The organism is Slackia exigua ATCC 700122 (genome assembly GCF_000162875.1).
In the GTDB taxonomy this organism is placed as follows: domain Bacteria; phylum Actinomycetota; class Coriobacteriia; order Coriobacteriales; family Eggerthellaceae; genus Slackia; species Slackia exigua.
Genome location: NZ_GG700631.1, coordinates 118,836 through 133,342, shown reverse-complemented (window position 1 = coordinate 133,342; position 14,507 = coordinate 118,836). Strand labels below are relative to the sequence as shown.

The 14,507-nt window shown below is 61.9% G+C and carries 7 protein-coding genes; 5 read left to right on the top strand and 2 right to left on the bottom strand.

Annotated elements, in window-relative coordinates:
- Positions 1 to 77 precede the first annotated feature (77 nt).
- The 4 genes from HMPREF0762_RS06685 to HMPREF0762_RS06670 all read left to right on the top strand — a co-directional run bounded on the left by HMPREF0762_RS06685 (position 78) and on the right by HMPREF0762_RS06670 (position 11,013).
- Positions 78 to 2,441 carry a LuxR C-terminal-related transcriptional regulator gene (locus HMPREF0762_RS06685; protein WP_006362802.1) on the top strand — a complete coding sequence of 788 codons (2,364 nt, stop codon included), beginning with the start codon at positions 78 to 80 and terminating at the stop codon, positions 2,439 to 2,441.
- A 175-nt stretch (positions 2,442 to 2,616) separates the two neighbouring features.
- Entirely contained in the window at positions 2,617 to 3,201 is a 585-nt protein-coding gene (locus HMPREF0762_RS06680; protein WP_006362801.1) for a hypothetical protein, read from the top strand.
- A gap of 239 nt (positions 3,202 to 3,440) precedes the next feature.
- Positions 3,441 to 10,493 carry an MBG domain-containing protein gene (locus HMPREF0762_RS06675; RefSeq protein ID WP_006362800.1) on the top strand — a complete coding sequence of 2,351 codons (7,053 nt, stop codon included), beginning with the start codon at positions 3,441 to 3,443 and terminating at the stop codon, positions 10,491 to 10,493.
- Between the two features lie 91 nt (positions 10,494 to 10,584).
- Positions 10,585 to 11,013, top strand: coding sequence for a hypothetical protein (locus tag HMPREF0762_RS06670; RefSeq protein ID WP_006362799.1), 429 nt, complete (start codon positions 10,585 to 10,587; stop codon positions 11,011 to 11,013).
- Positions 11,014 to 11,090: 77 nt separating this feature from the next.
- Here HMPREF0762_RS06670 and feoB read toward each other — a convergent pair whose 3' ends face one another.
- Together feoB and HMPREF0762_RS06660 are read right to left on the bottom strand one after the other, a co-directional pair.
- On the bottom strand, positions 11,091 to 13,031 hold the full coding sequence (gene feoB / locus HMPREF0762_RS06665; RefSeq protein ID WP_040619378.1) for a ferrous iron transport protein B: 1,941 nt from the start codon (positions 13,029 to 13,031) through the stop codon (positions 11,091 to 11,093).
- Complete coding sequence (locus HMPREF0762_RS06660) at positions 13,028 to 13,252, bottom strand: FeoA family protein (RefSeq protein WP_040619376.1); 225 nt, start codon at positions 13,250 to 13,252, stop codon at positions 13,028 to 13,030. Before HMPREF0762_RS06660 ends, feoB begins: the two co-directional genes overlap by 4 nt.
- A 155-nt stretch (positions 13,253 to 13,407) precedes the next feature.
- Between HMPREF0762_RS06660 and HMPREF0762_RS06655 the strand changes: the two genes are divergently transcribed.
- Positions 13,408 to 14,484 carry a helix-turn-helix domain-containing protein gene (locus tag HMPREF0762_RS06655; protein WP_006362796.1) on the top strand — a complete coding sequence of 359 codons (1,077 nt, stop codon included), beginning with the start codon at positions 13,408 to 13,410 and terminating at the stop codon, positions 14,482 to 14,484.
- The last annotated feature ends 23 nt before the right edge of the window (positions 14,485 to 14,507 follow it).

The window sequence follows — 14,507 nt, the reverse complement described above, 5'->3', positions numbered from 1 at the left end:
AGATTCGGAGGGTCCAGATGGCATCGCTGACGCCGCCGGTCGCCGCGCCGCATGTCCCCCGGAAACAGTGAACGCCCATGCTGAACAAGATTCCTCTAGAGCTTGACGAATGCCTCTGGGCGCAATGGAGCTGCACCCGCATCGCGCTCATCTGCGCTCCTCTCGGCTTCGGCAAGACCGAGCTCGCCCATCGGATGCTCCAAGGCCTTGACGTGCTGGAGGTCGACGCCGAGACGACCGACGTCGGCGTTGCCGTCACCGTCGAAGCGGCGCAGGGGCATGACGCCGTCCTTGTGGACAACATCCATGACGCCGTCTCCTCTTCCCAAGGCGCAGCGCTCGCGTCCGTGGTCGCGCAATGCGGCGACACGCGCTTCGTTTTCATCTCGCGCGCGCCCATGCCTGGATGGCTCACGCCTTTCTTCGCCAAGGGCGACCTGGTCATCGTCACGAACGACGACCTCTTCTTCACCGATACGGACATAGCGCGTCTCTTGGTGGCCAACGGCCTTGCGCCCACGCCTTTCTTGGTCGAGCGCATCGCCGCCGCCACGTCCCGCTACCCTTTGGCGGTCTCGCTCGCGCTTATGCACATCCTGCACGGCGAGGATGCATGGGAGGCCGACCTCACCAACGAGGTCATGCGCTACTTCGAGTCCGAGTTCAACCGACGCTTCGACCCGAAGATCCAGGAGCTCATGCTGCTCATACCGCTTTTGGACAGGATCGACGAGCCCTTTCTCGCGAACGTGCTCGGCGAAGCCGACGGCAAGGCCCTTCTCGACGCGCTTCAGCACGTCACATGTTTCGTCACGCGCGACGACCAGGGCTGGAACGTGAAGCCAGGCATGCGCGGCTTTCTTCAGTGGGAGCGCATGCGCCGCCACGAGGATGCCGCGCGCTCGTCTATAATCGAGCGCGCCGTAAACTATTACGTGGCCCAAGGCGACTACATCGATGCGCTCGACCTATGCTTGCGCGCCAAGGACAGCGTGCGCATGCTTGCGGTTCTGGACGAGCACGCGCGGCTCAATCCCGGCACCGGAACCTACTGCGAGCTCGAACGCTACTACCACGACCTTCCCGAAGACATGATATGCGCCTCTCCCAGGCTCATGCGCACCATGAGCCTTCTCGACTCGATGCTCGTGGACATCGTTGGATCGGAGCGCTGGTACGCCGAACTCGAAAGCTACGCACGCGCACCGGAGCGCACGCGGGACGAAAAGCTCGTTGCCCATGCCAACCTCGCGTATCTTGACCTGGCGCTTCCTCATCGCTGCCTGACGAGCCTCACGGATGCCGTGGGGGCTCTTGCGAAGGTGAGGGCGAGCGACGACCCGGAACTCATGCCTTCCATGACAAGCGCCATGCCCAGCATCATCAACGGAGGGCGCGACCTCAGCCTCTGGGTTCCCACGGACGAGATGACCAGCGCCCTCATCGGCAAGATCGCCGAGGCCGCCTTGGGGAAGCTCGCGGTGGGCTGCACCGAGATCGCCCTCTGCGAGAGCAAGTTCGAAAAGGGCGAGGACGTCACCCCATACATTGCGCGGGTCAACGCCGTCCTCCCCAAGATCAGGCGCAAAGGCGACCCTTCCGTCGAGTTCGCCGCCATCGGCATCCAGTGCAAAAACCTTATGTGTTGCGGGGATGCGCGTCAGGCGCTGACGCTTCTCGATCTCCACAGGCGCCATCTTGCCCAGAGCAAGATTCTCGAGCGCAAAAGGATCATCGCGAACCTCGATGCGCTGCGCTGCCACGCCTGGCTGCGCCTGAGGCAGGCCGAACGCGCCCATGCGTGGGTCGAGGAGAACGCACCGGATCTCTCCAGGCCGCTCGACTTCCTGAATCGCTATATCTACCGAGCCGTAAGCCAGGCGTATATCTCGGAATCGCGCTATGACGAGGCATTTCGACTCATTTCCATGCTTGACGAGCATGTGAAGTCGCGCAACGGCGTCATCGACCGCATCCACTACGGCGTGCTCACGGCCATCGCCGCATGGCGCAGCGGCAAGGGAGATTGGAAACGATGGATCACCGATGCGCTTGAACAGGCGAAACGCTATGGCTACGTGCGTACCGTCACGCTGTACGGCGCAGCCGTGCTTCCCTTGCTCACCGAGATCCAGGAACACGCCGAGGAGATGGACGTGGACGAAGAGCAGCTGGCGCGCCTTGTGAAGGGCGCCCGAGCCCAGGCGCTGTGGTACCCCGATTTCATGTCGCCGCCCTCGGGGCTGACGGAGCCCCTTACCAAGACGGAGATCCAAGTGCTGCATCTCATCTGCCAGGACAAGAGCAACGTCGAGATCGGCGAGCTTCTGGGCATCAAGCTGTCCACGGTGAAGACCCATGTGAGCCACATTCTCGCCAAGCTCGGCGTGAGCAGGCGCGTTCAGGCCGCCCGTGAAGCCCGTCGTCTCCATCTGGTGTGACGATGCGAGACGGGGTAGTCCCCTGTCTTGCCGCCCCGGCGCCACCTACGCTCCGCGTTTTTGCCTCTCATACTTTGGGATGATGTACGGGCGACGGCGGTTCCATAGAATTCCTCCCGGCAGCGCGGTAGCGCGGCAGCCCTCAGAAAACCACGGCACGCAGAGAGGAACCACCATGCTCAACAGGAACCGTATCGTCACCGGCGCTCTCGCCCTCGCACTTCTCGCCTTCCCGCTCGCTCTCACGGCCTGCGGCGGCTCCGATGCCGGCGAGGATTCCACCGCCCCCGTCGCCGAGTCGACCTCCGCCGGACAGAAAAGCAATGACACCGCCATGAATCAGGATTCGAACGCCTCCAACGGTGCGGCGAACGGCAGCTCAAGCGAGACCTATTCCATCTCCACCTCTGAGATCACCGAAGCCTACATGGGCGTCGCCGAAAGCGGCGAGACCGTCTACTACGTGGGCAACGGCGACGGCTCCAAGACAGGCATCTTCTTCCTCGATGCCGAGAAGATGGCTCATGTGAGCTTCATGGGCGCAGCAACCGCGACCGAGCAGAACGGCGAGAGGCTCATCACCATCACCGATGAGCTCTCCGGCAACTCCATCACCTTCGGCGTGACCGTCAACGATGACGGCAGCATCACCATCGACATGGGCAGCGAGCTCGGCAAGGCCCTCCTCGCCCCGTGCGAGGTCTCCGAGGCCGTCGACGCCATCAAGACCATCCAGAGCTACACCTCCCAGGTGGGCTAGCGCATCCCTTTCCGGCGCCGCCCCCTCCCGGCTCCGGCATCTCGCTCCTCCTATCCCTCCCTTGGGGCTTTCCCGCCCCCGATCCCCTGGCCAGCCGAGACTGGCCGGGGGTCGTCTCGTTTTTCGAAAAGCACATGCGCCGATAAAGAAAATCCGCCGTCCGCAGCCCATGCGAACATGCTGGAAACGTGTGCAGCACTCCATGAAGACCTTGGCATACCATTTCGGGAGTAGATCATATGCAGCTCATCAAGACGGACAAAACAGCGTTGTTCGCAGCACTGCTGAGCCTTTTCATGCTGGCCGCTTCGCCAAGCATGGCGTTGGCATCAGACGTTACGATCGACTTCGGCGATGCCGATAAGGACTACACTGCGGACAATCCGTCCGATGTGTATTACGTCAGAGGCGAAAGCCACGACCATAACTTGACGGTCAAGGGCGGTACCGAGGACGACCCGATCGTAGTGCATCTTCAGAACCTGCTGCTTGACATGTCGGACGAAGATAAGTCCGCCGTCAACGTCGAGAGCGGCTCGTACGCGAAGTTCGTGTTGGACGATGGCTGCACCGCCACGCTTAAGGGCGGTGCCAGACGCGGCTTTGCGATCGATGGCTATGGTCGCGCGGCGTTGCGCACGGCGGGGTCTCACGTGACCATCACAGGTCCGGGAACGCTGAATGCCCATGGTCGCGACGATTCTAAGAACGGGACGTCCGGTTCCGATGGCGGCGCGGGCATCGGCGGTTCGCATAACGAGGGCTGCGGCGCGCTTGTGATTTCCGACGTCGATGGCGCTCCGACCATTAACGCTCACGGATCGGGCCAAGCCGCCGCCATCGGCACGGGCGACGATTACAAGTCCGGCAATGGCGACGCCCATTGGGACGAAAACGACTCCATCGTCATAACGGGCGGAACCGTGGATGCGGACGTTCCCGAACAAGACGGCGCGGCCATCGGTACCGGCCGCGACTCCGACCTTGGCTCTATCAAGATCACGGGCGCTCCTGTCGTGACGGCCAAGACCACGCATGAGGACGCAGCGGCTATCGGCGCTGCATACAAAGGTTCGGTAGGTTCGATCGAGATCGACATCACGGGCGGCTCGATCTCCGCCACGGCCGAGGGCGACGATTCTGCAGGTATCGGCGCCTCGGACGGCTCGCCCAAAGACGACGGACGCGTCGGCTCCATTTCCATCACGACATCCGGTACGGCCAGCGTGACGGCTCGTGCGCACGAAGAGGCAGCCGGCATCGGCTTGACCGTCGGCGCAAAGCTCGGAACCATCACTATTTCCGCCAAGGGCGAAAGCACCATCACCGCGCATGGCGGAGAGTCTGGCGCGGGCATCGGCGGCGCTGCAGGCAATTATCCGACGGGCAAGAGCCCCATCAAGATCTCGACCGCAGATTCGGCCACCATCAACGCGCAAGGCGGAGAAAACGGTGCAGGCATCGGTTCGGGCAATGGTGAATCGGGTGACATCGAAATCGCCATGGACGGCGGCACCATCAACGCAAAGGGCACGAACGACGGTGCGGGCATCGGATCGGGCAACGACGAGTCTGGAACGATCTCCATTTCCGGAACAGGCACGATACACGCCGAAGGCGACGACTATGCGTCCGGCATCGGGTCTGCCGATGCGGAATCCGCCGGTGCGATCACCATAGAAGGCGCTGCCGGCGTCCGCAAGCTGATCGTACATGCCGCGTCCTACAGAAACAGCGGCAACGACCATCCGGATTGCTGCGCGGCAATCGGTGGCGGCAGCGGACATGTCGGCGATATCACCCTGAAAAACGCAACCATCACCGCTACGCCATCCACGCATGCGGCAGCGATCGGAACCGCCGAACATGGCGATATCGAAAAAATCACGATCGATAACTGCGCTATCGAGACTCAAGAGCGCGACAAGGACGGATATGCCATAACCAACGGCAAGGGTCGGCAAGTGGGCATCGGCGCCACCGGACAAAGGAGCGATGTCGGGTCCATCTCCCTTTCCGACACGGATTACGTGGGAACCTGCATCGGCGTGGGCTATCATGGCGACGTTCGGGCCATCACCATTACGGACAGCAACATAACGGCCACCCCCGTCCAGCCTGTTTTGGCTAAAAACGACGAGGGCGAAGCCGCAACCGGCATCGGTGCCGGCCTTGAAGGCAGCGCCGGCAGCATCGCCATTACCGGTTCCACCGTTGTGGCGAACGGCATCAGCGGGGGTCCGGGCATTGGCAACGGCGGTGCGCTCAATGAAGCGGCTTCCGATATCACGGCCATACATAATGGCAGCACGGATTCCATTACCATTCGCGATTCTACCGTGACAGCCACCGGTTCCGTCGGCGGCGAAAGCAAGGTGCAGGCACCTCCCCCCGATAAAGGCATCTGGGTTTACTACATTGCCGCGTCTCCCGGCATCGGGTGCGGCGGGAATTCGCATGTGGATAAGATCGCCATCAAGGGCAGCACCGTTACATCGACTGCGGGCAACGACAAATACAAGGGTGCCGCAGGCATCGGCGCGGGTTCGTTTGCGAACTGCGGGCCTATAGAGATTTCCGATTCCACGGTTGTCGCAACGGGCAAGCATACGGGCGCGGGCATCGGCTCGGGCGGCATCGATACCCGCATGCTCGATGTGTACGACATCAGCGAGGGCATCGCCAATATCATCAAGACGGCCGGAATCAAGACGAGCACCATCTCGATCGCCGATTCCAACGTGACGGCTCGTGGCGGAAGCTATGGCGGCGCAGGCATCGGCGGCGCCCGCAACGGCTCGGTCGACGGAGACATCACGATCGCGGACAGCGTGGTCGACGCCAAGGGCGGAGGGGACGGCGCCGGAATCGGCACAGGCTGTCGAGAGACCGCTGTCACGGGTTCCCTCTATATGGATCATACGATTGCCATTTCGGGTGCAAGCCAAGTGACGGCAACGGGCGGCGATCGCAGTGCGGGCATCGGCGGATCTTTCGGCGCGGCGGTCAAAACGATAGACATCTCCCTTACCACGGTCCAGGACCCGGAAGTTTCCAGCAACCATGGGTTCACCAATTTCGTTAAGGCAACGGGTGGCAGAGGCGCCGCCGGCATCGGTTCGGGCGCAGCGACCGAAGGGGCGGTGCAGCCCGGCTCCGAAGGCGTGTCGGTTGCCGTTTCGGGCGGATACGTGTACGCCAAGGGCGGCGGAATCGGAGCCGGCGCTGCGGGAGCAGGCCCTGGCATCGGCGTGGGCGCCGCACGTTCGGGTAAGTCGCATAGCGATAGGATCAACGGATTCACGGTGATCGGCGGCTATATCGAAGCGGTTGCAGGCGGCTCCGGCGCCGACGATATCGGCTGCGGCGTCGGTACTGAAAACAAGGGCACCGGCGTTTGGAACGTAACGGGCGGCACCATTCTTGCCGATACGTGGAACGTCGATTCGCCGATCATCGATGGCGGAAGCATCAGCGCTCAGCTGACGGGTGCCAAGAACTCCGCTGACGAACGCGTGCATCGAACCACGTTGAAGGCGATCGCGCCCAACGTGCCCGTCGATCCGGATGGCATCGCGACCGCTGCGCATTACGGGACGAACGATATGTATTCGCACTTCGATAGTGCGCGCGTATGGTCGTATCTTCCTGCGTCCGATGCAGATGCTCAGCACGCCACCCTGCACTACTCGCGTTTCGGCGACGGCATTCCGGAAAGCGAGTATTTCTGGGGCACCACCAAGACGGACGGTTCCGGCTGGCTGAAGACGGGCGGCACGGCCGAGTTCATTCCGCTTTCGAAAAAGATCACCGTGGGCAATCCCTTCACGCTCAGCCTCGACGATGCATCGCTTGGCGATACGGGCTGGACGTTCACGTCCACGGGAGCCGCACGCGTTGCGAACGCGGCATCCACCGCATCTCCTGGCGCGAGCGTCGATATGGCCGCCACGGCAGCAGGTCCGTATACGGTTACCGCCGAGAGCACGGCCGCCGATCAGGACGATGAGCGCTATTGGAACCATACGGCAACCTATACCGGCAATGTAGAGGCCATCGATACGTTCATCAGCTTCATGGATTCGCCCTCGAAAACGTATGACGGACAGCCAGCGGTACATCCTGAGGTCTATACGAACAGTCCCGGCGACGTGAGGTTGAGCTATAGAGGGCACACGGCAACTGACAAGACGTACAACGCGGTCGTTCCTCCGACCGAAGCGGGAGACTATACCGTGACGGCACAGGTGGCTGCGTCAGGCAACTATTCCGAAGCGAGCATAAGCGAGGACTTCGTGATTTCGCCTGCGCCGACCACGGTCGTTTTGACGGCGCACGAGTCCGGTGCCGCTTCCACCGTGACGGCCACGGTTTCAGGGCTGCATGAAGCTGCCGGCAGCGTGACGTTTACCGTCGAGGGTTCGACCGAAACGCGCGTGGTCGATGTCGCAACGGCGACTGGCACTACGTATACGGCTCAATTCACGGTCGAGAACGTGCCTGCGGGAACGTACAAGGTAAGCGCCACGTTCGCTTCTCCCAATTACGTGACGTCTCAGACCGAGCGCACCTTTGACAAGGAGAAGAGCATTCGCACGATAGACGTGGACTCATCGTACCGCAAGACGTATGGCGATGCCGACTTCAAGCTTTCCGCCCAGGCCGTCCCCGCTACCGATCATGACATGTGGACGTACGAGGTCGTCGATGACGGAAAGGAGGCGGTCGTTGCCGTCGACGACCAAGGCAACGTTTCGATCAAGCATGCCGGCCGCGCTCTTGTGAAAGTCACGCTGACGGACGGCACGGGCGATCTGTATGAACCGGTCGAGGCGACCGTCGAGATCGACGTTGCCAAAAAAGAGATCATCGTTGCGTCTCAGCTGATGGATGAAGCGGGCGGCGCACCTCAGACGAGCGTCGTGTACGGTTCCATCCCGACCGATCCTTCCCGCTACGTGCTTTCGATCGGCAACGCCACGGACGCTGAAGCCGCTCGCATACGCGACGCGCTTGCAGCGCAGCCTTTGGATGCGGCGACGCCTGCGGACACGGCTGTCGTCAAGATCGCCAGGCGCACGGCCGGCGCAGGCGGAGGTGGCGCAAGCACCACGTATGATCTGGCGGACTACCGGCTTACGCTGACGCAAGCCCGCGTGCAGGTTGCCAAGCGCAACGTCGTGATTTCGGCAGCCGACGCAACGGGCGTGTACGGTGGGGCGGAGCCCGCATATGCGCTCACATATGACGCCGACTTGCCCGCCAATCGGCAAGCGGATGCGGGAATGGCTTCGTTCGATACCGTGGCCGGCGTGTTCACCACTGCTCCCGCAGTTTCGGGCCCGGATGGGTTCGCGGATCTTGATGCGGGTACGTATGAGGGCGAGATTACGGCCGTCGGCGGCGAGTCTGCCAACTACAACGTGACGTTCGCCCCTGGCACGCTGACGGTTGCGCCGGCTTCGCTTCGCGATGCATCGCGCGTGTCCGTGGGCCAGGTCGAGCCGGTGGTGTACAACGGCCGCGCACATGCCGTCGCGGAATCCGACATCCAGGTAACCGATGTGAAAGCGGGTGCAAGCTCCGCTTCGCCCTTGTCCGAATCCGACTACGACGTAACGGTTGCAGGCGATGCGACGAATGCCGGCACCGCTCGTGCGGTGGTGACGGGCACGGGCAACTATACGGGCTCTGTGGTGCGCAAGCTCGAGATCCTGCCGGCAGAGCTTACCATCAAGACACCCAGTGCGGCCAGGCTGTACGACGGGTCTGCGCTCACTGCCGAAGGCAGCATGAGCGGCCTTGCGGCGGGCGAAACGGCTACGTTCAAAACCACAGGAACCCAGACCGAGGTGGGATCGTCTCCCAACAGCTACAAGCTGACGTGGGACGGCACCGCAAACCGCATGAATTACCGGACGAACGTGGATGTGGGCACGCTCACGGTCTTGGAAAACGACATCTCGAACCTTGACGTAATCGTCCCGGATGACGTGACGTATGACGGCCGGCCGCACGAGCAGGCCATGACCGTGACGGGCGAGGGCGGTCGCGTGCTTGCTGCAGGCACCGACTACACGCTTTCCTACGACGGCGACACGACCAATGCGGGCAGCGTGACGGTGACGGCTACGGGCGCGGGTGCGTATACGGGTGAAGTTTCCGCGACGTATAAGATCAAGCCGGCTCGCTTGCTGATCGAGACCACCTCGGCAACCAAAGCGTACGACGGAAGCCCGCTGGTGGGTTCGGCATCTATGGAAGGCCTGATAGGTTCCGAGACCGCGACCCTTGCAGCCACGGGTACCCTGACCGACCCGGGCTCGACGCTTGATACCTATACGTTGACGTGGGACGGGACCGCCAAAGAGCAGAACTACCGCATACGCGAAAAGATCGGCACGCTGACGGTTGAAACGTCCGATGCGCTTACGGTCACGGCCGGCAACTACTCGGCTGTCTACGATGGCCGGATCCACACGGCGGAGTGCACCGCCAACGTGGACGGCGCCACGTTCGAGTACAGCGTGGATGGCGGAGACACGTGGAGCGCTACTGCTCCCTCCATCAAAGACGTCGGCGAGGTGGACTATGCCGTTCGCGCGTCCGCATTCGGCTACAACGCCAAGACCGCCGAGGGCACGCTTGTCGTGACGGCGCCCGACGAACCCGTGAACGTGGTAGTGGCCGCCGACAACCTGGTCAAGCCCGTCGGCGCGAAAGACCCGGAGTTCACCGCTCAGGTAGTCGGCACGCTGGGTTCCGATACTGTTGAATACGAATTCTCCCGTGAGGAGGGCGAGACCGAGGGCGTCTATCGGATTACCGTTACAGGCGAGAGCGTCCAGGGCGTGTACAACGTGGTCTACGTGCCTGGAACGTTGACCATCACGAATGATGGTCTGCCGATGCGCACCATCACCTTCGATCTTGATGGCGGCACGCTTAACGGCAGCGAAGATCCGATTGTGTGGCAGGTGCGCGAAGGTCAAGCGATCACGCTGCCTGAAGCTCCCATACGCGACGGCTACAGGTTTGTCGAATGGCACGGTTCCAGTTACCAGCCGGGAGATGAATATCAGGTTGAAGGCGACCATACGTTCACGGCGGTGTGGCGCGCCCAGGCTCCTGCGGCTGCAGGCGATCAGGCTGCGCAGCGTGCGACGAAGATCGTCGCCACAGGCGATACGACTCCGATCGCGGCTCTCGCGCTTGGTGCGATCGCTGCGCTCGCAATCATCATCGGTGCTGCGTCTTCGAAGCGGGCGTGCGCTACTCATACTTTGGGATGATGCAGCGGGCGACGCTGCCTTTTAGCATGTCCTGTCGAATGGGGGCTCGATGCCCTGAGCCCAGGAGAGATGCAGATCAAGGAGATTTCAAATGGATCAGAACAGCACCAACAAGCCCGCCGGCAGCGGCATCCTTCGCGTGACGTCGATCATCCTGATCGTCTATGCCGTCATCGCTTTGGTCGCGGGCCTGTTCATGATGATGGGCGTCTATGTGCTTGCTGCCGACGCAGATGTCGACGCTGCAGCCGGCGTTGCGGCCATCGTGGGCATCGTCGCCTTCCTCGGCGGCCTCCTCAACCTCTTCGTGGGCGTGGTGGGCTTCAAGGTCTCCAAGCGCAACGGCAGGAACAGCCTGGCTTTTGTGCTGGGCATCATCAGCGTGGTCTTCGGCGTCTGCGGCATCATCACCTCTTTCGGCTCCGGTGAGGCGGGCTCCATCGCAAACGCCGCGGTAGGCACCATTCTTCCAGCGCTGTATCTCTATGGCGTCATCGAAACCAGAAAGGGCATCGTTTAGCCGCGATTGCAGGCCGCAGCCACCGGAAGAACGGTGTTTCCTTCCCCGTGAAGCGGGGTAGCGGCTTTTAGAGTCGCTTACCCGAACAGCAGCGATCCCACGTGATAGGCGGCGCATCCTAAAAGCAGGGATGCGCAGATATAGAACGCGACGGTCACGGCAACCCACTTCGGAGAATGCGCTTCGGCGACGGTCATAGAGCAGCTTGCGGCGCACGGCACGTTGAACGTGAATGCGAAGATGAACGCGAGCGCCTCGGGCGCCGAGATATGCGCGGCGATGAGCTCGCCGATGTTGGACGCCACGAATGCCGAGCCTGTGACGGCGCCCACGATGGCCTCGTTGGGAGTCGATCCTCCTGCGAACAGCGCGGAGAACACGCCTACGGCCGATTCCTTGATGGCCAACGCGCAGAACCAGGCGGTGAACGTTTCCCAGCCCATGCCGAAGATACGCGTCATCGGTTCGATCGCCGTACCGATGGCGTAGAGCGCGGAATCTTCCACGTTGCCGCTTGCGGTGTAGGTGAGCAGCCAGATAACCAGCGTGAACGTCGCCACCACCTTGAATGCGCGGCGGAACATGCTCCAGCATTTGATAAGGGCTCCGCGCAACACGTTCTTCATGCGCGGCTTGTGGTAAGGAGGAAGCTCCATGACGAGTCCGGCCCGGTCGCCCTTGGGAACGAGGTGCGGTCCGAAGATGATGCCGATGAGCCACATGAGCAGCAGGCTTACGGCGAATATGGCAACGATCACAAGCGGGGCTCCCGCGCCGAAGAAGATCACGGCCAGCACAGGCACGATACCCCAGGTGGCACCGCATGGAATGGCCCAAGCCATCATCATCGTGAGCATACGCTGGCCCCACGAGTCGATCACGCGCGCGCCCGAGACGCCTCCCATGGTGCAGCCGAAGCACATGAGAAACGGCATGAGCGATTTGCCTTGCAGGCCGAAATGCGAAAGCGTCTCGTCGAACACGTAGGAGATGCGCGCCATGTAGCCCCATTCCTCGTACGCAAGGAACACGAGGTTGATGCCGAAGACGTAGCCCGTCATCATGACGGCGAAACACAGGCTGTTGGCGACGACGCCCCAGAGCATGTTGGCAAGGATCGCCGGCGCTCCTGCGTCGATGAGTGCGGCGGCCGCCATCTGGCCCAGACTGGATATGCCGCTTCCTAGAAGCATGATGGGCGTCGCTGGGATGAACGCGAGCACGAAGCCGACCAAGATCATGGCGATGGCAAGCGGCTTCGATGCGCGCGATGCGGTGGCCAGGCGGTCGAAACGGGAAAGCGCGTGAGCCTCCTTCGGCGCGGTTTCGGCGCCTTCGATGATCTGTTCGATCCAGGCGAACTTCGCTGCGCCGCGTCCTTGGATGGTGTCGGCGCGGCAGGATATCTCGGCGTTCAGCAGTTCGGTGTTCAGGAGGGGCTTCTCGCGCAACGCGCGATCGATGGCTTCGAGCAGCGCGTCGTAGTTCGAAGTTTCAGCCGCCACGAACGGCACGACAGGAACGCCGAGGCGCTGCTCGATCTTCTTCGCGTCGATGCGCTTGCCTTGCTGTTCGGCCACATCCATGAGATTGAGCACGAGCACGCATGGTGCGTCGTGTGCGGTGCACGCGAAATCGGTCAGCATATACAAGCTGCGCTCAAGCTGGGAGGCGTCGGCCATCACGAGCGTCACGTCGGCCGCCCCCGATGCCACGAAATCGGCGGTTATCTGCTCTTCGGGCGAGTTCGCCGCAAGCCCGTAGGCACCGGGCAGATCGACGACCTGGTACGTTCTGCCGTTGCGGAGGAATTCGCCCTCTTTGCGCTCGACCGTCTTTCCGGGCCAGTTCCCCACGTGTTGACGTGACCCGGTAAGGCCGTTGAACAGGGTCGATTTACCTGAGTTCGGCTGTCCCAGAAGCGCTATGCACGCATCGCCGCGTTTCGTGAACTCAACCGAACCATGCGAGCAATGCTCGCAAGAGGGTGTCGTGCTTGCGCAGGATTCGCAGCTCATGAGAGCACGTCCACTTCGATGTTCTTGCAATCGGTCCGGTCGAGGGCCACCACGCTGTCTCGTTCGAACACGAGCAGCGGACGCCGCTTGGCGTTCTGCACTATCTCGATGCGGCAGCCTTCGGTAAGTCCGATGGCCGTTACGTGCGACACGAAACGGTCTGTCCCCGAAACGGATGCGATTGTTCCTTTTCGCCCCGTTTCCATTTCGCTGAGTTTCATGATCGTTTCCTTCAATCGAATAAGGCACATTGCAAAGTACCTGTTAGTTTGGCGAGAATATCTAAGAAGTCATATGGCTGCAACTCCATTTGACTTAGATAGCTCCATATCTCGGTTATCCTATCGATAGCACGTGAAAATAAGGAAGGGGACCCATGCCGAATCCGCTGCCGTTCGACTTCGTTACCCACAAAGGCATGGCGCTTTCCTTCCCGGGCGATCGTGCGGTGGAGCTGAAGCTGTCCGATCCCATCGGGGAAGGCACGATGACGGGGTACCTGCTTTCTTCCCATGTGGCGGTATGCCTGGTTGATTTCGCGTGCGAGGAATGTCCGAGCATGATGCCGGCAAGCCGGTTTTTCGGCGGCGGAACCGCGCGACGTGCCGGCAACGCCGTGCAGGCGGGTTCGGCTTCGGAGAGCCTCGGAGGCTCGGATGCAGATGAGTGGTTTTCGATCAACTATTGCATCGAAGGCCGCTGCGAAACCGACATCCCGCATGTAGGCGTTGCCGTGGTGGGCGAGTCGGATGTGTGCGTGAGCTTCGCCTGCGCGTCGAACGGAAAATTCGAACCGCCCCGTTCGTTTCGCTATCCGCTTGCGCGGTACGTCGGCATCGAGGTGTTCGTGTGCGCGGCGGTCGTCGACGAACCTGAGTTCGGCCTTTTGCGCGAGATGGATCCCGACGTGGTCGGCGCATGGCGCCGGATGGGCTCCTCGGCGGTGTTCTCAGGCGACGAGGAGCTTATCGGCCAGATGAAACGTGCGGGATCGGCGGTCCGGTCGGGCGACTGGACGCAGGCGAAGCTTGCGGTGCTCGAGCTTCTTTGGGCGCTGTCTCGTCGCGATTGCAGTCTGGCGAAGCCTCAGACGCTGCTTGCACCGATGCAATTGCGCATGGCGAAGACGGCGCACGATCTGATAGAATCCGCGCCCGCCCAACCTCATGATGCGCGTGACATGGCCTTCGATATGGGCGTTTCCGCAACCACGCTCAACGGCTATTTCGAAAAGGTGTACGGCATGACGATCGCCTCGTATGCGCGCCGTCGTCGGATCCGCTTGGCTCAAGGAATGCTTGAACAGGGAAAGAGCGTGTCGGCTGCGGCGTGCGCCGCAGGGTACGGCAATCCGAGCAAATTCGCCGCCGCGTTCAAGCGCGAAACGGGCCTGACGCCTTCCGAGTTCCGAAAACGGTCTGGTTGTGCAGGAAGAAGCCTGCCGAGCGCATGATGCCGTTGCAAAGAGCTTCTTTT